The following is a 21,955-nucleotide window of genomic DNA, read 5'->3' as shown; positions in this document are numbered from 1 at the left end:
GGTTTGCCCGGCGGGTCCTATTCGACCCGCCGGGTTTTATTATTCTGGAGACTTTAGAGCGATTGAATTTCGGCCAGGATATCGCTTTCGATCACGATGCCGCTTTCCAGCGCCTGTTTACGAATACCCTGGCTGCGGCGACCGGGCAGACGCACATTTTCCTGCTTTTCTATCTCGCCGGCGATAAGCGCCAGCCGCTCGGTAAAGGCCGCTCCACCTGACGACACTGGGTCGATCGCGATGATCGTGTGGCCGAGAGAGGGCGGGGCGCCCTTGTCGTCCAGAAGGGAAGAAGCCTGGAATGCGAAGTTTCCGCCGGTAATCGCAGCGGCCATGATTTCCACCATCAACGCCAGCGCAGCACCCTTGGCCTCGCCTGCAGGCACCATGGTTCCCTCTATTGCCTCTTCGGGATCGGTCGTCGGCCGGCCGTTTCGGTCGAGCGCCCAGTCGCCGGGTATCGTTTCACCCTTCTGGCGGGCGGCCATGATCTTTCCGCGAGCGACCTTGGAGAGCGCGAGATCGATGACCAGCGGATCGGCGCCGCCGACAGGGGTGGCGAAGGCGATTGGATTGGTTCCATAAAGCGGTTTACTGCCACCCCATGGCGCCATGGATGCAGGCGCGTTGGCGAACATGAGTGCAACAAGGCCCATTTCGGCGAGCCGCTCGACGGTCAGCGCCATGACGCCCGCATGATGAGAGCGGTGGATCGCTGCAAGCGCGATGCCCTGCTGCCGGGCCATTTCAGGCAATTCCTCAAGGGCGCAATCGATCGCCGGATAGGCGTAACCGTGGTTGGCGTTGATGGAGAGCAAACCCGGCTTCACGCGCGTCGCCACCGGACACGCCTTGCCATCAACCTTTCCAACCCTCGCCTGACGGACATAAACGGGGATGCGACGAAAACCGTGGCCACCCTGGCCAGCCGCCTCGGAGGCGACAAGCGCCTTCGCTACCGAAAGGGCGTTTTGCGGCAGAACGCCATTGCGCTGAAAGATAGAGGATACGAGATCCTCCGCCTCTGCGATTGAGAATTTCATTCCGGAATGCCTCTGCTTTTGAAGTCGATAAGACCTACACCATCAAAAACATTCGTGAAATGTTATTCATGCCCAAACGGGCCGCGCATGAGGAATAGTGAGCATACCCAAGGGGTGACTTAAGCAGGCGGCCTAGCGGATGCTGATCGGCAGTGTGATCGTTTTGTTTGCGTCCGGAGGTGGAGCAGGCACAGGTGACGCGCTCTGAATCCATGCCGCAATCTGCTGGTCGATAGAGGAATCGCCTGTGGACTGCACAACGCTGACCCCGCTGATGGCGCCAGCATCATTGACCCTGAAACGAACCGTCGCCGTCATAGCATCACTGCGCAGAGACCGGGGCTTGCGCCGTTGAATATGCGAACGGACCTTCGATCCCCATTTCGCCGGCGAGGCAGACGAGGACGAGAAGAAGCCGGCATTGCTGCGCGATGCAGCAGTTCGGTCTGACTGCTGGGCTTCTGCCTTCGCCGTTTCGCGAAAGTCCGAGGCCTGCTGCGGTTTGGGACGCTGGCGCTCGACCTTCTTTTTTTCTTCCGGCTCTTTCTTTTCCACCTTTTTTTCGACAGGTGGCGGCGGAGGCCGTATGACGGGCAAGGGAACCTCGACATTTTCGAGTTCCGCCATCATCTGCTCCTGAAAGGGATCGATCGGCTCCGCCGGCTCGGGAATTTCTTGCGGTTCGACGATTTCCTCGACCGGCGGTTCGGGCGGCTGTACCGGCTCCGGCGGAGGCGTTTCCGCAACCGGCTCCGGTGGCGGCGGCTCTTCCGGGGCTGCTTCCTCGACCGGTTCGCTGCTGTCGCTCTTTACCTCTTCGGCGTCTTCGACATCCTGCGCCTGCGTCGTTTCTTCGGTGTGGACGGCTTCCGGTATCGCCGCCATTTCGATCATGATCGCGGCAGGCGGTGGCCCACCGGCATCCACCTCCTCGGGCTCCTGCATCAGATAATAGGCAAACCCGGCATGAACGCTCAGCATGAGCACCGCCGCGGCGGACCACAGCATCACTTCCCCGAGACGGGAATGCCGGGCCTGCGGATAGCCGTTTTCACTCATGGCGCGGTTCCCTGCCCCGCCGGTGCTGGTTGGCCAACGGCGGGCTGCGATGCGGCAGCCGCGTTTTCCAGCCCTACAAGGGCGATCTTCAGATAGCCGGCATCTCTCAGCAGGTTCATGATTTCCATGAAGTGACCGTAATCGACCGCTTTATCGGCGCGCAGGAAGATGCGCGTATCCTTCTTGCCGCCGGTCTGCCGGTCGATGGCGGCCGCCAAGGCTTCGCGGGCAACCGCATCATTTCCGAGATTGAGCGACATATCGTCCTTGACCGTCAGATAAAGCGGCTCTTCCGGGCGCTCCGCCGGTTTGGCAGTGGATGCCGGCAGATCGACATTCACGTCGACGGTGGCGAGCGGTGCGGCCACCATGAAGATGATGAGCAGAACAAGCATCACGTCGATGAAGGGCGTAACGTTGATCTCGTGGTTTTCGGAGAGATCGTCTCCGCTATTTTCGCGAATGCCGCCAGCCATGACCGATCACCGTCCAACCAGCGACACCGCGGGCTTGCTGGCGCTGCCCGGCGGAATGCGGCGGAAATCGAGGTCGCGGCTGACAAGGCGTTCCACGCCGGCTGCGGCGTCCGCCAGCAGATGACGGTATCCGGTGATGGAGCGGGCAAAGACGTTGTAGATCACAACGGCCGGAATAGCGGCAACGAGACCGATGGCGGTCGCCAGCAGCGCCTCGGCAATACCCGGCGCGACAACAGCAAGATTGGTGGTCTGCGATTCCGAAATGCTGATGAAGGAGTTCATGATGCCCCAGACGGTGCCGAACAGGCCGACAAAGGGGGCGGTGGAACCGATGGTCGCCAGAACACCCGTTCCGCGCGACATGCGGCGACCCGCATGGGTTTCGATACGCGACAGGGCCGAGGAGACACGTTCTTTGATGCCGCCGCCATCCGTGTGTTCCACCACCGCATCGGAAAGCTGCATTTCATGGGTTGCCATGCGCAGCATCAACGCTGCCGGGCCGCCCTTCTTCTCGACGGCCTCGGTGGCCTCGTTCAGAGTTTTTGCCCTGCGAATAACCTTGAGCGTCGCGCCGGCGCGCACCCGCGCACCCGCAAGCTCAATTGATTTTGCCACCCAGACCGTCCAGGTGACCAGCGATGCGAAGGCAAGACCGATCATCACGCCCTTCACGACCCAGTCCGCCGCCATGAACATGCCCCAGGGAGACAGGTTGTGCGGGATATCCGCACGATGTTCGGCGCTTGCGGGCGCAGCGCTGACAGGCTCTATCGGGGTCGCGGCTTCATTCGGCGCGGCCGTCTGGTTCGCCTGCGCGGGCTGCTCGGTCTGCGTCGGCTGCGGCACAATATCTGTCGCGGGCTGCGTAGGTGCAGGCTGGGGCTGCGACGGTGCGGTAGCGGCCGGCTGTTCCGACGCAGTCGTCGAAGGCGGAAGGGGCGCGGCGGCCGGAGCGCTCGGTGTTGCAGGCTGGGCGGGCTGAACCGCTTCCGTTTGCGGCGTGGGCTGCGTCTGGGCTTCCGGCGCCGTCTGAGCGAAAACCGCGCCGGCGCTTAAGCCGGCCAGCAAGGTGACAGCCATGGCAAGAGAGAGATGCCGTGTTGTGTTTGCCCTGTTGAAAGATGCGGAAGAAGTTGAGGTCTCAGCTGACATAATTTTTATCCCGGATTTCCGTCGATGAACTCATCCGCAGATTGGCCGGTTCCTGAAAACCGGGGCCATGAACGGATACCGTCGCGAAAGCTTGACGTTCCGATAATAAACCTGAGTTCTTTTGACAACTATTATATTGCCAAAAGACGACCCGTAAACTCTTCTTTACAAAAAATTGACCGATCGACGGTCTTCAGCTGTTCTGTGACGGTGAAAACTGCGCAACGAGCGCATGTCGATCGCCGGGATAAGTGACCCGAACGCGGGTTATGTAGTCCGTCCCATGCCAGGTCCGCCGATCGATGACCAGACAGGCCGCACCGGAAGCGATACCCAGCGCCATCGCATTTTTACGGTCGGCGGAAACGGCGCTGATACGATGTTCGGCAGCGCTCCAGGGCACCATCTTCAGCAGCCAAGTTCCTGGCCCGACCTGCGAAAAATCCGCAAATTCCGCCTCTGGAACGGCGGTTGTATTGATGATGCGCTCTTCAAGGCAAAAGGGAACGCCGCCGGCAAAATGCGTGCAGGTGAGTTGCAGAACCGGGGCATCGGCCGCAAGGGCCATGGCTGCGCCGTCTTTTTCCCCTGCAGGGCGCAGATGTCGCTTGTCGAGACGATAACCGTAAACGAGACCGAGCGCCTGCACCTCCCGTTCAATGTCATGGATCTCCAGCACGGCTGATTGCGCATGGGGCTGACGAACGAAAGTGCCGAGACGCCGGCGTCTTTCAATCAGGCCTCGCTGCACCAGTTCGCCGAGAGCCTTGTTCACCGTCATGCGCGAACAGGCATATTGCCGGGTCATCTCGTGTTCGAAGGGAATACGGTATCCCGGCGGCCATTCGCCCGACATGATGTGGCGCTCGACATCATTGCGGATGCGCTCGTGCAGCGATTTCTCCTGAAGATCGGCGCCTGTGCTCCTCATCCCGATACTTCCATCCTCCCCTTTTGCTGGATCAACTATCCATGGGCAGCGGCGGCAATCGCCTCGCTGCGTATTTCCTCCGTAAGCTTGGCGCGCAGCTCAGAAAATTCCGGGCTGGCCTTCACGGTGTAGTGGCGCGGATGCGGCAGGTCGACCGGAGTGATGGACTTGATGCGGCCCGGCCTTGCGGACATTGTCACCACACGCGACGCCATGAAGACCGCCTCCTCGATATCATGGGTGACGAAAATGACCGTCTTCTGCTCCCGCTCCCAGATGCCGAGCAACAATTCCTGCATCAGCCCGCGCGTCTGGTTGTCGAGAGCGCCGAAAGGCTCATCGAGCAGCAGGATTTTCGGGCCGTTCGCCAGAGCGCGGGCGATCGCCGTTCTCTGCTGCATGCCGCCGGACAATTGTTTCGGCCAATGGTTTTCGAAGCCGCGCAGGCCGACCTTGTCGATATAGCTATCGACGATCTCCCACTTCTCCTTCTCGGCCACGCCGCGCTCACGAAGGCCGAAAGCAACGTTTTCGCGGATCGTCAGCCAGGGAAACAGCGTGTAGGACTGGAACACCATGCCGCGATCCGCCCCCGGGCCCGTCACCGCCTTGCCCGACAACAATACCTCGCCCGTTGTCGGACGGTCGAGACCGGCGATGATGCGCAGCAGGGTTGATTTCCCGCATCCCGACGGGCCGAGGATGGTGACGAAATCATTGCGGGGGATTTCCAGATTCGTCGGCTGCAAGGCCAGCGTCGGCTGCCCGCCCTGAACGCCGGGAAAGGTGCGGCTGACGCCCTTGATAACGAGTTCGCTCATCAGGCAAGCCTCCAGGCGAAAAGCTTCCGGTTCAGCGATTTGAATGCAAAATCCGAAATAAGGCCAATAATGCCGATGACGATGATGCCGAAGATGATCTGGCCGGTCGCCATCAGCGCCTGGCTGTTGATGATCATATAACCGATACCCGAGGATGCGCCGATCAGTTCCGCCACGATGACATAGGTCCAGGCCCAGCCGAGAACGAGGCGGAGGATTTCGGCAATATCGGGCGCATTGGCGGGAATGAGGACACGACGCACCACGCCCCGGTCCTTCGCGCCCAGCGTATAGGCTGCCTCCACCAGATCCCGTCGCGTGCCGGCGACAGCCACGGCCACCATCAGGATAATCTGGAACACTGCACCGATGAAAATCACCAGCAGCTTCTGCATCTCGCCGATACCGGCCCAGAGAATGAGGAGCGGCACGAAGGCGGAAGCCGGCAGATAGCGTGCGAAGGAGACGAAGGGTTCAAGCAGCGCCTCGATGGGCTTATAAGCTCCCATGGCGATGCCAACCGGCACGGCAATGAGCGACGCCAGCACGAAACCACCCACCACGCGCCAGATCGTCATGCCGATATCGCTGGCAAACCCCTGATCGGTCAGAAGATAGATGCCGTCCTTCAGCATGGTAATGGGGTCGGCCAGAAAGGTTGGCGACACGAAGCCGCCCAGCGTGGCAAAGCCCCAGGCGGAGAAAAACAGCACGAAGAACAGGATGCCGAGGATAATCCTCGTACTGTTCTTTATGGGTTGAAGAGGTTGCATCTGTCGCCTGTCTAAAAAACCGGCGCGGCATTTTCGCCGCGCCATCAGAGCGCCGTGCGCCTGTCGTGATGCACAAATCGACGCTCTCACTTATCTTTGGCCGCAATATTCCCCGCTGGGAATGCGGCCGCCTTTTTCTGTCACTTGATGAAGGAAGTATCCGCGAGTGTCGAAAGATCGGGTTTCGACTTTATCACGCCGATTTCCAGAAGCAGATCAGCCGATTTTTCAGAGAAGGTCTTGAACTCACCCTCGAAAAATTTCTGGTTGGCGGCCTTGTCCTGCCATTCGAGGAACTTTGCCGAAGCGGCAAAGGCCTCGCCCGCCTGCTTCACATCCGCTCCCATTGTCTCATAGGACTTTTCAGGGTCGGACTTGATGAGGTCGAGAGCCTGGAAATAGCTATCCGCCAGGGCTTTCGCCGCCTGCGGATTGGCCTTCAGGAAATCCGGCGTGCAGCCAAACGTATCCATGACGGCGGGGTAATCCAGCGTCGTCGCGAGAATCTTGCCCTTATCGGGGGCGGCGCGCACGGTGGAGAGATAGGGCTCATAGGTCATGGCCGCATCGTTCTGACCGGCGACAAATGCCTGCGCGGCCGGTCCCGGCTCAAGGTTGACGACCTTGACGTCTTTGAGCGTCAGGCCATTCTCCTTGAGAATCCAGGCAAGGAAGAAATAGGGCGACGTGCCCGGCGCAGACGCTGCAACCGTCTTGCCCTTGAGATCCGCAATCTTGGACACGTCGCTACGCACGGCAATGCCATCGGCGCCGTGCGATTTATCCATCTGGAAAATCTGCGTGGATTTCACACCATTGGCATTCCAGGCGATCCATGTCTCCACCGTGGTGGCGGCGCACTGGATATCACCTGATGCAAGGGCAAGATGGCGGCTCGCCTGCGGTATCTTCTTGATATCGACCTTCAGGCCGTTCTTTTCAAAAATGCCGGCCTGCTTTGCAAGTGTCAGCGGCGCAAAACCGGTCCAGCCGGACATGCCGATCGTTACCGACGTCTCGGCATAGGCGGAAGCGGATGACACGAGCGCTGCAATAGTGGCGAGAACCCACGTTTTTTTCATGATCTGAACCCCTTTTGATTTATTTTTGTGCGATGTTGTTTTTCGCTTTATTTGAGGCATGGTAGGCAGGGATTTTGTATTTGTCTAGACAAAATAGCCGCTCCCGAGCGCCTCCAGAACGATTGCAAACACACCGCCCGGCATTCTACACATAGGATAACACGGCCCGTGCACGGGTATGTTGTTTTTCCATACCGAGCTTTTCCATGACCAGACAAAGACGTCGCAGTATCATCAGGGCAAGGCGGACCGGAACCGGAATTGCGCTGGTTGCCGCCATCTCCTTCATCGCCGGCATGACGGACGCGGTGGGCCTGCATATTTCAGGCGACTTCGTGTCCTTCATGACGGGCAATACCACGCGCGCCGCAGTCTCAATGGAGGCCGGTCTCTATTCCCATGCCGCAAAACTGCTTTTCGCGATCATCGCCTTCGTGGCGGGCAATGCCGGCGGCATCGTGGTAGCGCATAAGTTCGACCGGCGCATCTTTGCCGTTCTGATGGCGGTGGGATCGCTGGTGGTCATTGCCGCACTGCTCGGTGGTGAAGCTTCCGCTCTCGTGCAATTTTATTGCGTCGTTTTCGCCATGGGAATGGTCAACGCCGCCGTCGAGCATATAGAGGGGCTGCCGATCGGCCTTACCTATGTGACCGGCGCGCTTTCCCGCTTCGGGCGTGGCATTGGCCGTTTTCTTCTCGGCGAACGGAGCCTCGACTGGGGCATTCAGATCGTGCCCTGGCTTGGCATGATCAGCGGCGCGATCTGTGGAGCGGTTCTTGCCGCCACGCTGCAGTCCAATGCCCTGTGGGTGGTTGCGGCCACGGTTTTCGCCGTCGCCATCGCCACCCTCATCATTCCGCGCTCGCTTCGGCAGCGCTACAATCAAAGGGTCAAAATCCGGCGGATTACGCCCTGAAGATCGTCGCCGTCACTTTCGCGAAATGGTAACGAATTTCGTGCCGCGCACCCGCACCGTCATCAGGCAGGGTTCCTTGTCGGTACGCTCGCAATAACGCGGATGCATCTTCAGCACGAAAACCATGTTGCCGAAACGCTTGATGAAATCATAACCGTAAATCCGGGCCGTAGCGATCATCAGATAACCGCCCTCTTTCACCTGGACGTAAAAATTATAGGGGCATCCCTCGTCATCGCAGGCACGGCCTTTTTCACCATCGCAATCGAGAACGCCATGATTGACGACGGCATCCATCAGCCCGTCATTGTTGATATCCAGCCGCGTGACGAAATCGTCGCCGAAGGCCGCCACCTTGCACTCGTTGCGGAAATGGTCCTTTTCATAAATCTCGGGGTCACTCACCAGCTGCTGCTGCGCCGATAGCGTCACCGGAAACGTCAAGAGAACCAGCGCCTGAAGAGCGGCAACGAGAGCGATTCGCACGGCATTTTCCTTTGCATCCGTTTCGGTTATGGATGTTGCGATCATCCGGGCGGCCAGCCTAGAGTTTAGTGCTTGCGCGACACTGACGTGTTCGCAGCCCGTGTTTCCGGGGGGAACCTTTTCATGACGCTTCTGGGTTTTCTCGATTATGCCGGCGTCGCCGTCTTTGCCGCAACCGGCGCGCTCGCCGCCTCGCGCAAGCAGCTCGACCTGATCGGCTTCCTGTTTTTCGCAGCCGCGACCGGCATCGGCGGCGGCACGGTGCGTGATCTCGTGCTGGGCAGGACGCCAGTGTTCTGGGTGATAAACCCTACCTATATCCTCGTCTGCGTCTCGGTGGCGGTGCTGCTGTTCTTTACCGCGCATCTGTTCGAATCCCGCTACCGGGTTTTGATCTGGCTCGATGCGCTCGGCCTGTCCGCTTATTGTGTGATGGGAGCAGCCAAGGGGCTTGCGGCCAGCGGCTCAGCAACCGTTGCCATCGTTACCGGCGTTTTGACGGCGACATTCGGTGGTGTGTTGCGCGATGTTCTCGCCGGGGAGCCTTCCGTTCTCCTGCGCCCGGAAATCTACATCACCTGCGCGCTTCTGGGCTCCTCCACCTTCATTGTCGTCTATTTTTTCGGCGCACCGCTTTATGCCGCATCAGCGGCGGGTTTCCTGACGGCATTTGGCATCCGGTCCGGTGCATTGATCTTCGGCTGGACTTTCCCGCCCTACAAGGCCAAGCCAGGCAGGCGGCCGGAGGATGTCATGAAGTGACATATAGAATGACTGCTGAAAACAGAAATGGCGCCCATGGGCGCCATTTTCACATCCGCTATCGGACAAAGAGCTTCAGCCACGCTTGCGGCGAAGGCGGATGACCACGTCCACATGGGCGATTTCCATGCCTTCGGGTGCTTCCGGCAGATTGTCGATCTGGAGATTGTTGACAGGAATATCGAGAACCTCGTTCTCGCCTTCCACGAAGAAGTGGTGGTGATCGGACACGTTGGTGTCGAAATAGGTGCGGGCACCTTCCACAGCGAGAACGCGGATGAGACCGGCTTCGGTGAACTGGTGCAGCGTGTTGTAAACCGTGGCGAGAGAAACGGGCACACCGGCGGTGACCGCCTCATCATGCAGTTCCTCGACCGTCAGGTGGCGATCACCCTTTGCGAAGAGAAGATCACCCAAAGCCACACGCTGCCGCGTGGGGCGCAGCCCCGAGCGCCGCAGCCTTGTTCCGATATCCAATGTGGCGTCAAATGCCATGCAATCCCATTCCGAGCACAGGAGTAAAACTCATCAATTGCATTAGCATATATCTTTTGCAGCGAGCGCTTTCAATAGTTTCAGCGCCGTCAGGCGCGGCAAATGGCGGCAAACCGGCCATTCTTGCAAATTTCCTCTGGTTCCAGCCGGATGGTTCCTGTATGCGGACGGCATATTGAGGTAATGACTTCTGCAAAGAAGGTTCGAAGACAAAGAATGACGCCCGAGCGGCCTCTGCCCTTGCAGCGCTTCATTTTGAACCTAACTTGCTCTAGTGAAGTCGATCAACACCAGTAACTGGGGAAGTGAAAGCGGTATGGCAACGAGGCAATCAAGTTACAATTATGAGGAGATCCTGTCCTGCGGTCGCGGCGAATTGTTCGGCCCGGGAAATGCACAGCTCCCATTGCCCCCCATGCTCATGGTCCATCGCATTACTGAAATTTCCGAAACCGGCGGCGCCTTCGACAAGGGTTTCATCCGTGCCGAATACGATGTCAGCCCCGACGACTGGTATTTCCCCTGCCACTTTCAGGGCAACCCGATCATGCCGGGCTGCCTCGGCCTCGACGGCATGTGGCAGCTGACGGGTTTCTTCCTTGGCTGGCTGGGCGAAGAAGGCCGCGGCATGGCGCTTTCAACCGGCGAAGTGAAATTCAAGGGCATGGTTCGCCCTCACACGAAGCTTCTTCAATATGGTATTGATTTCAAGCGCGTGATGCGCGGCCGTCTGGTGCTCGGCACCGCCGACGGCTGGCTGAAGGCGGACGGCGAAACCATTTATCAGGCGACGGACCTGCGTGTAGGCCTGTCGAAGGAAAAGGCTGCCTGAGGCAGACGGAATAGTCCTGACAAACGCCGGGCGGCTTCGGTCGTCCAGCCGAAATCTTAAGAAAAGGTCCCTTTCATGAGACGAGTTGTTGTCACCGGCCTCGGTATTGTTTCTTCCATCGGCGGTGATGCCGCTGAAGTCACCGCATCCCTGCGCAATGCCAAATCCGGCATTTCATTCTCGCCGGATTTTGCCGAACACGGTTTCAAATGCCAGGTCTGGGGCAAGCCGTCTCTCGACCCGACCGATCTGGTCGACCGCCGCGCCATGCGCTTCCTGTCGCAGGGTGGCGCGTGGAACCATGTGGCCATGAAGCAGGCGATCGCCGATTCCGGTCTCGAAGAGAGCGATATCAGCGGCAATGAGCGCACCGGCATCATCATGGGTTCGGGCGGTCCTTCCACCCGCACCATCGTTGAAGCCGCCGATATCACGTTGAAGAACAACAGCCCGAAGCGCATCGGCCCCTTCGCCGTGCCGAAGGCCATGTCCTCCACAGCCTCCGCGACGCTCGCCACCTGGTTCAAGATCCACGGCGTCAACTATTCCATCTCGTCGGCCTGCTCCACCTCGGCGCATTGCATCGGCAACGCCGCTGAAATGATCCAGTGGGGCAAGCAGGACGTGATGTTTGCGGGCGGCCATGAGGATCTCGACTGGTCCATGTCCAACCTCTTCGACGCCATGGGCGCCATGTCGTCCAAATATAACGAGACGCCGGACGTTGCCTCGCGCGCCTATGACGTCAACCGTGACGGTTTCGTGATTGCCGGCGGTGCGGGCGTTCTGGTTCTCGAAGAACTGGAACATGCAAAGGCGCGCGGCGCGAAAATCTACGCCGAAATCGTCGGTTATGGCGCAACCTCAGACGGTTACGACATGGTGGCCCCTTCCGGCGAGGGCGCGATCCGCTGCATGCGTCAGGCCCTTTCCACCGTCAAGGGCGATATCGACTACATCAACACCCACGGCACCTCGACGCCGGTTGGCGACAGCAAGGAAATCGGCGCGATCCGGGAAGTCTTCGGCGACAAGATCCCGCATATCCAGTCGACCAAGTCCCTCACCGGCCACTCGCTGGGCGCTGCGGGCGTGCAGGAATCGATCTACGGCCTGTTGATGATGCAGGAACGCTTCATCGGCGAAAGCGCGCATATTTCCGAACTCGATCCCGAATTTGCGGGCGTTCCGATCGTTCGCAGCCGCATCGACAACGCCAAGATCGACACCATCCTTTCCAACTCCTTCGGCTTCGGCGGCACCAACGCCACGCTCGTCTTCCAGCGTCATAACGGATAATTGCCAATGAACGGCATCATGCAGGGTAAACGCGGCCTCATCATGGGCGTCGCAAACAATCACTCGATCGCCTGGGGTATCTCCAAGGCGCTTGCGGCGCAGGGCGCGGAACTCGCCTTCACCTATCAGGGCGAAGCGCTCGGCAAGCGTGTGAAACCGCTCGCCTCCGAACTCGGCTCCGATTTCATCGTACCTTGCGACGTCGAGGATATCGCCTCGGTCGACGCCCTGTTTGCAACGATCCGCGAAAAATGGGGCTCGCTGGATTTCATCGTTCACGCCATCGGCTTTTCCGACAAGAATGAGTTGAAGGGTCTCTACGCGGATACGACGCGGGAGAACTTCAGCCGCACCATGGTCATTTCCTGTTTCTCCTTCACGGAAATCGCCAAGCGCGCCGCCGAACTGATGACGAACGGCGGCTCTATGCTCACACTGACCTACAATGGTTCGCAGCGCGTCATTCCGAACTACAACGTCATGGGCGTCGCCAAGGCGGCGCTTGAGGCCTCCGTTCGCTATCTCGCCGCGGATTACGGTCCGCGCGATATCCGCGTCAACGCCATCTCGGCTGGGCCGGTGCGTACACTGGCGGGCGCCGGCATCTCGGATGCGCGGGCGATCTACGCATGGAACCAGAAAAACGCGCCGCTTCGGCGGACGGCGGATATCGATGATATCGGCGGATCGGCACTTTACCTGCTGTCCAGTCTGTCGCGCGGTGTTACCGGCGAGTGCCACTATGTCGACTGCGGTTATAACATCACCTCCACGCCGACGCTGGAGGTTCTCTCCAGAGCGGATGCGGAATAATCGCTCATTTTAAGTTTCGACAAGAGCCCGGCCATGTGCCGGGCTTTTATATTGCGGGTCGTATCAATTTCGGAAATCACTAAAGTATAATTCATTGGAGTAACTGAATTTAAACATCGGGGTGGTTATGGTCCGCAACAAATTCAACGGTTGCGCTTGCCGCATATTCTTAGAGATAGACACCACCTCATGCGACTGGCCAGACTGAAGCCATTGCTGGAAAAATTCGGAGTCTCGCGCGACGGGACAGCGGCCATCGAGTTCGCAATCCTCGCCATCCCCTATTTTCTTGTTGTTTTTGCGATCATCGAAACCTTCATCGCCATGATGGCTGAACAGGTGGTCGTCAACGCCACTGAAAACATGGCCCGGCGTCTGAGGACCGGACAGATAAGCAGTTCGATTTCCAAGGAAGATTTCCGAAGAAACTTCTGCAATGAAGTCTCTGTGATGATCACCTGCGCGGCAGATGAGATCCAAAAAGAACAGAAACTTTATGTCGACCTGCGCTCCTTCACCACCTTCAAGGATATCCCGACCAAGATACCCCTGAAAGCCTATGGCGAATATTACGACCTCGACACGGCGCAATTCGGCTTCAAGCCGGGCGGACCTGAGACCATTAACATGTTGCGCGTCTATTATCGCTGGCGTGTGGTCGCCGATATCATCCGGCCATACCTGACCAAAGTACGTCCGGCCGACGGATCGATGCCCTCACATTTCCTTATCGTCGCGACAAGTGCGTTCATGAACGAGAAATACATCACGAGCGGGGGCTTATGATGGCGGGACTGATATCCGGTGCAGCAAACAGCAAGCGGCGCTTGATGGCGCTCGTTTCGCGCTTTGCCAAAGACAAGCGCGGCGTGGGCGCGGTGGAGTTCGCGATCCTCTTTCCGATATTGCTCGCGCTTTATCTGACCTCGTTCGAATTGACGATCGGCTATAACACGTACAAGCGCGCGAGCAGCGCCACTGCCACGATCAACGACCTGATATCGAAAACAGGTTCTGTCGACAAAGCCTATCTTACAGGCATGCAGGATGTTGCAGCCGCAGTGTTTGCGCCCTACAGCACAAAGGGTCTGCAACTGAAGATCAGCGGCATCAAGATCGACGCGCAAAAACAGGCGAAAATTACCTGGTCTTGGGATGAGAAGAATCTGAGACCCTATGCGGTGGGGTCACTGGTCACCGTTCCAACCCGCCTGCTGCAGGAAAACACCTTTCTCATCCATGTCGAACTTTCCATCCCGCATGAATTGCTGATGTTCATGCCCGACGTCACCTCCTCCGGAGTGAAATCAATCACGATCGGTCGTGACTACTTCTTCAAGCAACGTGACGCCGAGACCGCCTGCACCAATTGCTGAGCCAATCAGCGCTCTGAGGGCGGCCTCCTTATAAACGAAGCCTAATAGACATCGCGCAGATAGCGTTTTTCGCGCTTCATCCGGTTCACATAATCGCTTGATGCCTCAGTGGAAATGCCAGCCTCATCGCTGATGATGTCGTGCAGAGTATCATCGACATCTTTCGCCATGCGGGTCGCATCGCCGCACACGTAGAAATAACCGCCCTCTTCAAGCCATTGATAGAGCGCCTTGCCATTCTGCCGCATGCGGGTCTGGACATAGATCTTCTCCGCCTGGTCTCGCGAAAAGGCGAGGTCGAGACGGGTCAGCACACCTTCGCGGCTCATGTCGGCAAGTTCATTTTCATAGATGAAGTCCGACTGCCGGTGCTGATCACCGAAAAACAGCCAGTTCTTGCCCTTGGCGCCGCGCGCCTGCCGTTCCTGCAAAAATGCCCGGAAGGGCGCGATACCCGTGCCCGGTCCCACCATGATAACAGGCGCATCATTGTCCTGCGGCACACGGAATGACTTGTTCGGCGAGACGAAAATTCCGGCATTCCGCCCAGCCTCCACCCGGTCGGCGAGATAGGTGGAGCACACGCCGCCACGCTCACGGCCCTCGGCTCGATAACGAACGCTGGCAATCGTCAGATGCACACTCTTTTTCGCAACCAGGGGGCTGGAAGAGATGGAATAGGCCCGGTGCTGCAGCGGCTTCAGGAACGTCAAGAATTCGGCGACATCAAATAGCGGCTTTCCGCCGAGATTGATGAGATCGAGAATATCCTTGCTCCAGAGAAAGGTCGCCAGCTGTTCCCTGTCTCCGTTTGCTATGACGTGGTTGAGTTCTTCATGCCCCGCACGCTTGCCGATTTCGGCAACCAGTTCGCGCGAGGGAGTCGATATCTCGAACATGTTGAGAAGCGCATCACCAACCGGCCGGTCCAGCCCGGCCACTTCGCTGTCTGCAGCTGCTCCGAAATGTTCGAGTAGCGCGCCGGCAAGTTTCGGGTCGTTGAGGGGTAGGACGCCCAGAGCATCACCCGCCTCATAGCCGAGGCCGCTTTCGCCGAGATCGAATTCGTAGTGACGAATCTCCTTGGACGAACCGGAGCCGGACAGGCGGCGATTGACGCTCACCCCGGCCGAATAGGGATTCTTGCGGTTCCAGCCCTGTTTTGCCGGCACGGTCGGTTCGGCGGCATCGGCCATGACAGCTGGCGCATTGCCGCCATCGACAGCAAGCGCAAGCGGCAGGGCCTCTCCGATCCATGCCGCGGCCGCATCCTCGAAGTCGATATCGCAGTCGATACGCGTCTTCATCCGCTTGCCGCCAAGTTGCTCGAACCGCATATCGATGAGCTTGCCCGCCTGGCAGAAGCCGTCATAACCGGTATCGCCGAGCGCAAGGACGGCAAAATTCATCTCGTCCAGACGCGGCGCGCTGTCAGCGGCGAGCGCTTCCCAGAAAAGCTGGGCATTGTCAGGCATTTCACCTTCGCCGTAAGTCGAGGTGACGACGATGACCCGCTTCATGACACTGAGACCGTCCATCGAGACATCATCCAGCGCAGCCACCACCGGCCGCATGCCCTGCGCACGCGCTACGGCGGCGATATCCATCGCTAAGGCCTCGGCATTGCCAGTCTGTGTGCCGAAGAGAATATTCAGCACGCTCGTCGCCGCCTTCGGGGCAGCGGCGGCAACAGATGTTTCCAGACCTATGGCGGCGCGGGAATGGAGCCCGGCCAGAAAACCGGAAAGCCATGCGCGCTGATCACCATTGAAGGGCGCATCTTCGGGAATATAAGGTATCTTCATCATGCTGCCCTGTGGCTGGATGCAATGGCGAGGTCGGGAATGGCGCGGGCCGCGAAAAGCTCCTCGAAGCCCGGCAGGCGGCCGATCTTCTCGATGTTTTTCCGGTTCTGCTTGATGATCCAGCCATAGGTGCCGGGACTGTCCACCGACCAGATGTTGCGGCGCGCCAGCGCCTGCTTGTAATCGTCGAGCCGCTTGGCGGCGATCATCACCGCAAGCTGTTCGTCGCTATGGTCGGAAAGCGCCTCGCGCGCATATTTCAGCAGCCGCTGCATCAGCGCATAATCTTCCGTGAGGATGAGATTGCGCACGGCTTTTTCGACGGCGGGATCAGAAGGGCCGGATGCCAGCGGCAACCGTTGCAGGGCGATGGCCTGCGCCATGCTCAACACCGTGTAGTTGTTGAGAAGCGCATACATGTCCTCCGTGTCCGTCTCGCCATAACCCGGTACGGTTCCGTTCAAAACGGCCCTACGGTCGCGGTAAGCCAGCTTGAACTTCCGCACCTGATGGGCGGCAAGCGCAGATGCCAGTTCCTCCAGCAGCTCCTTGCGGGGCTTCGCCTTCAGAATTTCATCGCTGTCCTGATAAAGCAGCAGGGCGCGCGGCATGCCATAGACGAAATTGTGCTGTTCGCTCTCCCAGTTTTCCAGAAGCCATGCGGCCTTGGCCGAGCCGGTCTCCGCGACATGCCAGGTCAAAAGCTGGTGGACGGCCTGATTGTGGATCGCGGCCTGTTCGTCCTCACCGGTGATCGAACCGAGAAGAATCGAATCGTGGCTGACCTTCTTCAGCAGATCGCCATAGGGATCATACTGATAGACGAAACCGCCGCTCATGCCGTTGCCGAAACCCTTGCCGAAACTGCCGAGGTTGAGGACGGCGCCGTTGGTCATATATTCACAGGCGAAATCGCCCACGCCTTCGACCACGGCGGTCGCGCCGGAGTTACGCACCGCGAAACGGTCGCCCGCCTGACCCTCTACGAAAGTGCGGCCGCCAGTGGCACCGAACAGTGCGAAATTGCCGACCAGCACGTTACCGCCCGTCTCTTCCGAGCCGCCGCCCGGAGAACGCACGACGATGGTGCCGCCGCAGGCGCTTTTGCCGACGCCGTCATTGCAGGTGCCGGTATGGACCATGACCATGCCGTCATTGCAGAAAGCGCCGAAGGATTGCCCGGCCGACCCTGAAGTATCGATGCGCACCGACCCAGCCTCAAGGAACCGGCGGCCACGGCTATCCCGCTTCACCGCCGGAAGCGCATCCGCCTCTTCATCGGAAAGCTCATGGTTCAGCATGCGCTCTATATCGACGGCGAGCTGGCCGCCAACGCTCTTGTTGCAATTATTGAGGAAACGATTGCCGCCAAGCTCGATGTTTTCCCGTCTGCTGTCGATCAGAGCCGAGCGCACGAGTTCGATGAAGGCATCGTCCAGCGCGAAGTCTTTTTCCATATAGACAGGGTTGTCGATCTTCACCTCTTCGACCACGGCAAGCATCGCCCGGAGGTCAAGCTGGCCGACGCTGGCCGGATGATCGAGGAGATGAAGAAGATCGGAACGGCCCCGGGCCTCACGCAGCGAGCGCAGCCCGAGTGCGGCCAGAATCTCGCGCGTTTCATGGGCGATGTTCATGAGATATTGCGCCAGCGCGCGCGGATCGCCGTTGAAAGCTTCCTGATTGGTGGTGAGGCCGGCGGGGCACTTGATGTTGCAGTTCTTCGCCATGACGCATTTCAGCATCATCAGCGCCGTGGTGCCGAACTCGAAACTGTCGCCGCCGAGAAGTGCTGATTTCACCACATCGCTCGCCGTCTGGTGCGCACCGGAGCAACGCAGCAGAACCTTGGCGCGGAGGCCCGTGGCGCAAAGCGCCTGATGCACTTCTGCGATACCGATTTCCGCCGCACGACCGGTATATTTGAGGCTGGTGACGGCCGCAGCCCCCGTGCCGCCGGTATTGCCGGCGACGTTGATGACATCCGCACCCGCCTTGGCGACGCCGACCGCAATCGTGCCGATGCCTTCCGAAGACACGAGCTTGACGATGACGCGCACACGCGCCGCCTTTGCGTCATGGATGAGCTGGGCCAAATCCTCGATCGAATAAGTGTCGTGATGCGGTGGCGGCGAGACAAGCTCGACGCCCGGCGTGCCGCCACGCGCGGCGGCAATTTCGACCGTCACCTTGGGAGACGGTAATTGCCCGCCCTCGCCTGGCTTTGCACCCTGGCCGATCTTGATCTCGATTTCCTCCAGCATCGGATCGGCAAGATAACCGGCCCAGACGCCGAAACGGCCGGAGGCGAACTGCTTGATGCGCGAGGCGCGGATGGTGCCGTAACGGGAAATATGCTCGCCGCCCTCACCCGAATTGGACATGCCGCCGACCATGTTGGTGCCATGCGCCACCGCCTCATGGGCGGCAGCGACCAGCGCGCCATGGCTCATGGCGCCCGATGCTAGGGTCTTGGTGATCTCGCTGGCCTTCTGCACGGCATAAAGCGGAATGCCTGCCGGCGCGGTACGGATGAGAGACAGGTAGGTGAATGCCTCGCCCTTTGCCTGAACCAGCAGCGCGCCGCCTTCCAGCCAATGGCCGGGGATATCCGTTCCGAAGCGGTCGAGCAATGACTGGCCGAGTGCGGCAAGCCGGGCAAGTTCATGACCGTGCGAGCCGGTCAATTGTAGCCGGAACGCACCGTCTCCCGCGCTCTCGCAAAGCAATCCGCGCACCATGAAGCTGTTATTGCCATGCCGGGAAAAGCGACCCATTTCCCGACGGAACTCTTCTGCCGAACCGGCGAATGTCACATCGGCCGGCAACTCCAGAACATCGCGCAGGGCAGCAGGACGGCGCGACCTTTCTTCCGCCATCATGCGGGCGAAGGCGCGATAGCCGGGCGTTACCTCGAAGGCGTCGATCGCCTCCGGGGTCAGCCGGTCGAAGCTATTGTGATAATAGGCCGCATCGTTGAGACCGAAGGCATCCTCCAGCCGGTTGAGCGGCAGGAGGCGCAGCGCCTCTTCATTATCGGTTCCCTTGTCGAAACCGATCTTTTCCTCCGTCATGTCCACGAAGCCGCGCACGGCCGTCGTGCCATAGGAATGGCCGGCCCCTTCGGCGCGCTCCTTGAAAAGACCGAGCAGGGGAATGTCATTTTCACCCTTCACGGACAGCGCCTTCCGGTGCCAGTCAGCCACCGCCTGCGCAATGACGGCGAAATTGACGCCGCCGACCGGCGTCTTCACATTCGGGAAATAACGCTTCAGCACCACGTCGTCGGTATCGAGGAAGTTCGGCTCGAAGAACTCGCCGCCAATATAGCTTTCCGCCGTACACAGCCCGACCTTGCCCATGGTCTTCATCAGCGACTTTTCGGCCGCCTTGGCGAAGCGCTTGAAGGCCTTGTCGGCATCAGCACCGAATTTCTCCTCGGCGCGGAATTGCACGCCGAGCGGATAGACGGCCGAAGCGCCGAAGCCGAGGCTTGCCGCAATGTGATGCGAGGAGGAAAACTGCCCGCTTTCGACGATCAGCGAAACGCGCAGCCGCAGGCCTTCCTCGATCAGCCGCTGATTGATGGCGGAGACGACCATGATCATCGGCAAAGCCGCGCGGCCTGCCGAGACATGCCGGTCGGTGATGATGGCAATGCCGCCTTCCTCAGCCGCAAAAGCCACAACCTCACCGCAGAGGCCGTCGATTGCCTGCCGCAGGGCCGTTTCATTGGCGTGCGCAACGTCGAAGACCGGCGAATAGAGCATTTCGAAACGGCGAAGAGGCGTCTCCGACTGTTCGCGAATACGCAGCATGTCGAGGTGGGTCAGGATCGGCGAGCGCACGACGATTTGGCGGGCCTTCTTCGCGCCGCTGTTCGGCTTTGCGCCGAGAGCCACGCGCAGCGTCATGCCATCGGCCTCACGAATGCTGTCGAGCGGCGGGTTGGTGACCTGCGCGAAGCGTTGCGAGAAATACTTGGCAACCCCGCCTTCCTGATCGGAAAGCGCGTTGATGGCGTTGCCGTAACCCATGGCCGAAATTTTTTCCGCGCCGGAGGCTAACATCGGGTCCATCAGGAACTTGAAGCTTTCCTGATTGTGCGAATAGGCGACGTAGCGCTGATGCCGTTCCAGATCGCCATTGTAACGAAGCGGCGAGCCCTGCTTTTCGGCGGACACTTCTGGTAAATCATCAAGCATTACCCGGGATTCGGACAGCAGCGCCGGATAGTCCCTCCGCGCTGCCAGAAGCTCCAACGCCTCGACGGTGGAAAAGGCGCGACGTTCGGCGTGATCGTAGTAAAGCATGCCGCCCGCCTCGATGCGGCCGCGACGGATGACGCTTTCGGCCGGAAAGGCGATCTGCCCCGCCTCCGACATGACACAGAGATAATCCTCCGTCTCGACGGTGCGCAGCGGGCGCAGGCCGAGGCGATCGAGACGGGCGCCGATGATAGTACCGTCGCCGAAAATCAGCGCGGCCGGGCCGTCATTCTTCTCTTCATAGAGCGAGAAATATTCCAGCATCGCCTTCACGCCGGGCGACAGGGTGTCGTCGTTTTCCCATGCCGGCGGCATCATCGAGACGACGGCGGTGACGAGGTCGAGACCATCCTCCATCACCCGCGCCTGCAAGGTCTGGTCCAGCCGGCAGCTGTCCGACTGGCCCTTGGGCCTGACGATGCTGGCATTCTTCGCCAGCGCCACGGCCGCTTCCGACAGCCGGTTCTTCTTGTCGGTGTTGAGCTCACCATTATGCGCCATCAGGCGGAAAGGCTGCGCCATTGAGGGGTGTGGATCGGTATTGGTTGAAAACCGCGTGTGGAAATACATCGTATGCACTTCATGGCGCGGATCGGTGAGGTCGCAGAAATAGGGCATGACCTCGTGCGAGTTCAGACGCCCTTTGAGCACCTGCGTCCGCGCACTGAGCGACAGCGGATAAAAACCGGTGAGTTCCGGCACCGTATAGGCAAGCGCTTCGATGGCAAGCAGCGCCTTGTGGATGCGCCAGTCGAATTCGACGAGAGTTGCGCATTCCACTGGAGCCGAAAAAACCCATTGCCGGATCGGCAACTGGTAAGGGATGGCAGCCGGGCGGAGGGCCGCGTCATTTACCGGCACATCGCGGACGATGAGAATCGAAAACCCCTGCTGCTGCAGCGCGCTGCCGATAATGCCAACCGCCTGTTCATGGAAAGCTGGGTTCTGCGGCAGGAAAAAATTGCCGACGCCAAACCGGCCGGCCTGCAAGGTATCGTTGCCCGTCAGCTTCTGGAAAAAGGAGAGCGAGATGTCGAGCGACACGCCGGCACCGTCACCGACACCTTCCGCCGACATGCCGCCGCGATGCGGCACGGCACAGAGCGCCTCGTGGCCGCGCTTCAATACATCATGTGTCTGCACGCCATCCTTGCGGGTGATGAAACCGACGCCACAGCTGCTTTTTTCAAAAGCGGCATCGTAAAGGCCGAATTTTTGCTCCGTCACACTCAAGGCACTCTCCTCTCGTTGCGCATTTCGCGCGGCATCACCCTCTTTTCCCGAAATCCGGCGCGGCAACCGGCACTCTGCGGGCGGAGCCGCAGGCGACCTGGCTGCTCCTCTTCTTCTGCTTATCGGCGTTTAATGGCGCGAACGGTCGTTTTGCGGCCGGCAAACGGCGTGGCGGCGATGGCCGCTTTCTCGCAAATAATGATCGTCATCGTTCGCATCGCGTTCCCTGATGGCCGGCTTTCCGGCGGTGAGATACACTGAATTACGTCAGTAGTGCTTACATAATATTTCATGATCGACCGAGTCAAGATTAAAATCGGCCTTGC

General features: G+C 59.4%; 19 protein-coding genes. 7 read left to right on the top strand and 12 right to left on the bottom strand.

From position 1 onward, the window contains the following. Positions 1-53 precede the first annotated feature (53 nt). The 8 genes from CFB10_RS07385 to CFB10_RS07350 all read right to left on the bottom strand — a co-directional run bounded on the left by CFB10_RS07385 (position 54) and on the right by CFB10_RS07350 (position 7,343). Positions 54-1,043: an Ldh family oxidoreductase gene (locus CFB10_RS07385; RefSeq protein ID WP_020011217.1), complete on the bottom strand. Its 990-nt coding sequence runs from the start codon at positions 1,041-1,043 to the stop codon at positions 54-56. 132 nt (positions 1,044-1,175) lie between these two features. Continuing rightward, a complete protein-coding gene (locus CFB10_RS07380) occupies positions 1,176-2,102 on the bottom strand; it encodes a TonB family protein (RefSeq protein WP_020011218.1) in 927 nt (308 codons plus the stop codon). After that, positions 2,099-2,578 (bottom strand): TonB system transport protein ExbD, encoded by a 480-nt coding sequence (gene exbD / locus CFB10_RS07375; RefSeq protein WP_020011219.1) that lies wholly within the window; start codon positions 2,576-2,578, stop codon positions 2,099-2,101. Before exbD ends, CFB10_RS07380 begins: the two co-directional genes overlap by 4 nt. A gap of 6 nt (positions 2,579-2,584) precedes the next feature. Beyond that, positions 2,585-3,736, bottom strand: a complete 1,152-nt coding sequence (exbB, locus tag CFB10_RS07370; protein WP_026363833.1) for a tonB-system energizer ExbB — start codon at positions 3,734-3,736, stop codon at positions 2,585-2,587. 193 nt (positions 3,737-3,929) lie between these two features. Further along, entirely contained in the window at positions 3,930-4,667 is a 738-nt protein-coding gene (gene hutC / locus CFB10_RS07365) for a histidine utilization repressor (protein ID WP_020011221.1), read from the bottom strand. Positions 4,668-4,702: 35 nt separating this feature from the next. Next, positions 4,703-5,488, bottom strand: a complete 786-nt coding sequence (locus tag CFB10_RS07360) for an ABC transporter ATP-binding protein (protein ID WP_020011222.1) — start codon at positions 5,486-5,488, stop codon at positions 4,703-4,705. Then, positions 5,488-6,261, bottom strand: coding sequence for an ABC transporter permease (locus CFB10_RS07355; RefSeq protein ID WP_020011223.1), 774 nt, complete (start codon positions 6,259-6,261; stop codon positions 5,488-5,490). The genes CFB10_RS07360 and CFB10_RS07355 overlap by 1 nt, the downstream gene beginning before the upstream one ends. Positions 6,262-6,401: 140 nt before the next feature. Continuing rightward, positions 6,402-7,343 (bottom strand): ABC transporter substrate-binding protein, encoded by a 942-nt coding sequence (locus CFB10_RS07350; RefSeq protein WP_020011224.1) that lies wholly within the window; start codon positions 7,341-7,343, stop codon positions 6,402-6,404. Positions 7,344-7,549: 206 nt separating this feature from the next. On the opposite strand from CFB10_RS07350, the gene CFB10_RS07345 reads away from it, so the two are divergent. Beyond that, positions 7,550-8,260: a YoaK family protein gene (locus tag CFB10_RS07345; RefSeq protein WP_020011225.1), complete on the top strand. Its 711-nt coding sequence runs from the start codon at positions 7,550-7,552 to the stop codon at positions 8,258-8,260. 12 nt (positions 8,261-8,272) lie between these two features. On the opposite strand, the gene CFB10_RS07340 is transcribed toward CFB10_RS07345, so the two are convergent. Next, positions 8,273-8,791 carry a hypothetical protein gene (locus CFB10_RS07340; RefSeq protein WP_020011226.1) on the bottom strand — a complete coding sequence of 173 codons (519 nt, stop codon included), beginning with the start codon at positions 8,789-8,791 and terminating at the stop codon, positions 8,273-8,275. Positions 8,792-8,869: 78 nt separating this feature from the next. On the opposite strand from CFB10_RS07340, the gene CFB10_RS07335 reads away from it, so the two are divergent. Beyond that, positions 8,870-9,508: a trimeric intracellular cation channel family protein gene (locus tag CFB10_RS07335; protein WP_020011227.1), complete on the top strand. Its 639-nt coding sequence runs from the start codon at positions 8,870-8,872 to the stop codon at positions 9,506-9,508. 75 nt (positions 9,509-9,583) lie between these two features. Here CFB10_RS07335 and irrA read toward each other — a convergent pair whose 3' ends face one another. Further along, entirely contained in the window at positions 9,584-10,003 is a 420-nt protein-coding gene (irrA, locus tag CFB10_RS07330) for an iron response transcriptional regulator IrrA (protein WP_003507276.1), read from the bottom strand. 316 nt (positions 10,004-10,319) lie between these two features. Between irrA and fabA the strand changes: the two genes are divergently transcribed. The 5 genes from fabA (at position 10,320) to CFB10_RS07300 (ending at position 14,323) form a co-directional block, all read left to right on the top strand. After that, positions 10,320-10,835: a 3-hydroxyacyl-[acyl-carrier-protein] dehydratase FabA gene (fabA, locus tag CFB10_RS07320; protein ID WP_003507274.1), complete on the top strand. Its 516-nt coding sequence runs from the start codon at positions 10,320-10,322 to the stop codon at positions 10,833-10,835. Between the two features lie 75 nt (positions 10,836-10,910). Then, positions 10,911-12,134 carry a beta-ketoacyl-ACP synthase I gene (fabB, locus tag CFB10_RS07315; RefSeq protein WP_020011229.1) on the top strand — a complete coding sequence of 408 codons (1,224 nt, stop codon included), beginning with the start codon at positions 10,911-10,913 and terminating at the stop codon, positions 12,132-12,134. A gap of 6 nt (positions 12,135-12,140) precedes the next feature. Continuing rightward, positions 12,141-12,947 (top strand): enoyl-ACP reductase FabI, encoded by an 807-nt coding sequence (gene fabI, locus CFB10_RS07310; RefSeq protein ID WP_020011230.1) that lies wholly within the window; start codon positions 12,141-12,143, stop codon positions 12,945-12,947. A 189-nt stretch (positions 12,948-13,136) separates the two neighbouring features. After that, positions 13,137-13,733, top strand: a complete 597-nt coding sequence (locus CFB10_RS07305; protein WP_020011231.1) for a TadE/TadG family type IV pilus assembly protein — start codon at positions 13,137-13,139, stop codon at positions 13,731-13,733. Then, positions 13,730-14,323, top strand: coding sequence for a TadE/TadG family type IV pilus assembly protein (locus CFB10_RS07300; protein WP_020011232.1), 594 nt, complete (start codon positions 13,730-13,732; stop codon positions 14,321-14,323). The genes CFB10_RS07305 and CFB10_RS07300 overlap by 4 nt, the downstream gene beginning before the upstream one ends. A gap of 41 nt (positions 14,324-14,364) precedes the next feature. Here the strand turns inward: CFB10_RS07300 and CFB10_RS07295 are convergent, their stop codons facing one another. Together CFB10_RS07295 and CFB10_RS07290 are read right to left on the bottom strand one after the other, a co-directional pair. Next, positions 14,365-16,131: a sulfite reductase subunit alpha gene (locus CFB10_RS07295; RefSeq protein ID WP_020011233.1), complete on the bottom strand. Its 1,767-nt coding sequence runs from the start codon at positions 16,129-16,131 to the stop codon at positions 14,365-14,367. Further along, positions 16,128-21,629: a glutamate synthase-related protein gene (locus CFB10_RS07290; RefSeq protein WP_026363834.1), complete on the bottom strand. Its 5,502-nt coding sequence runs from the start codon at positions 21,627-21,629 to the stop codon at positions 16,128-16,130. The genes CFB10_RS07295 and CFB10_RS07290 overlap by 4 nt, the downstream gene beginning before the upstream one ends. Between the last annotated feature and the right edge of the window lie 326 nt (positions 21,630-21,955).

This window comes from Agrobacterium sp. 719_389 (genome assembly GCF_900188475.1).
Classification (GTDB): Bacteria; Pseudomonadota; Alphaproteobacteria; order Rhizobiales; family Rhizobiaceae; genus Agrobacterium; species Agrobacterium radiobacter.
This window is presented reverse-complemented; position numbering and strand designations above follow the sequence as displayed.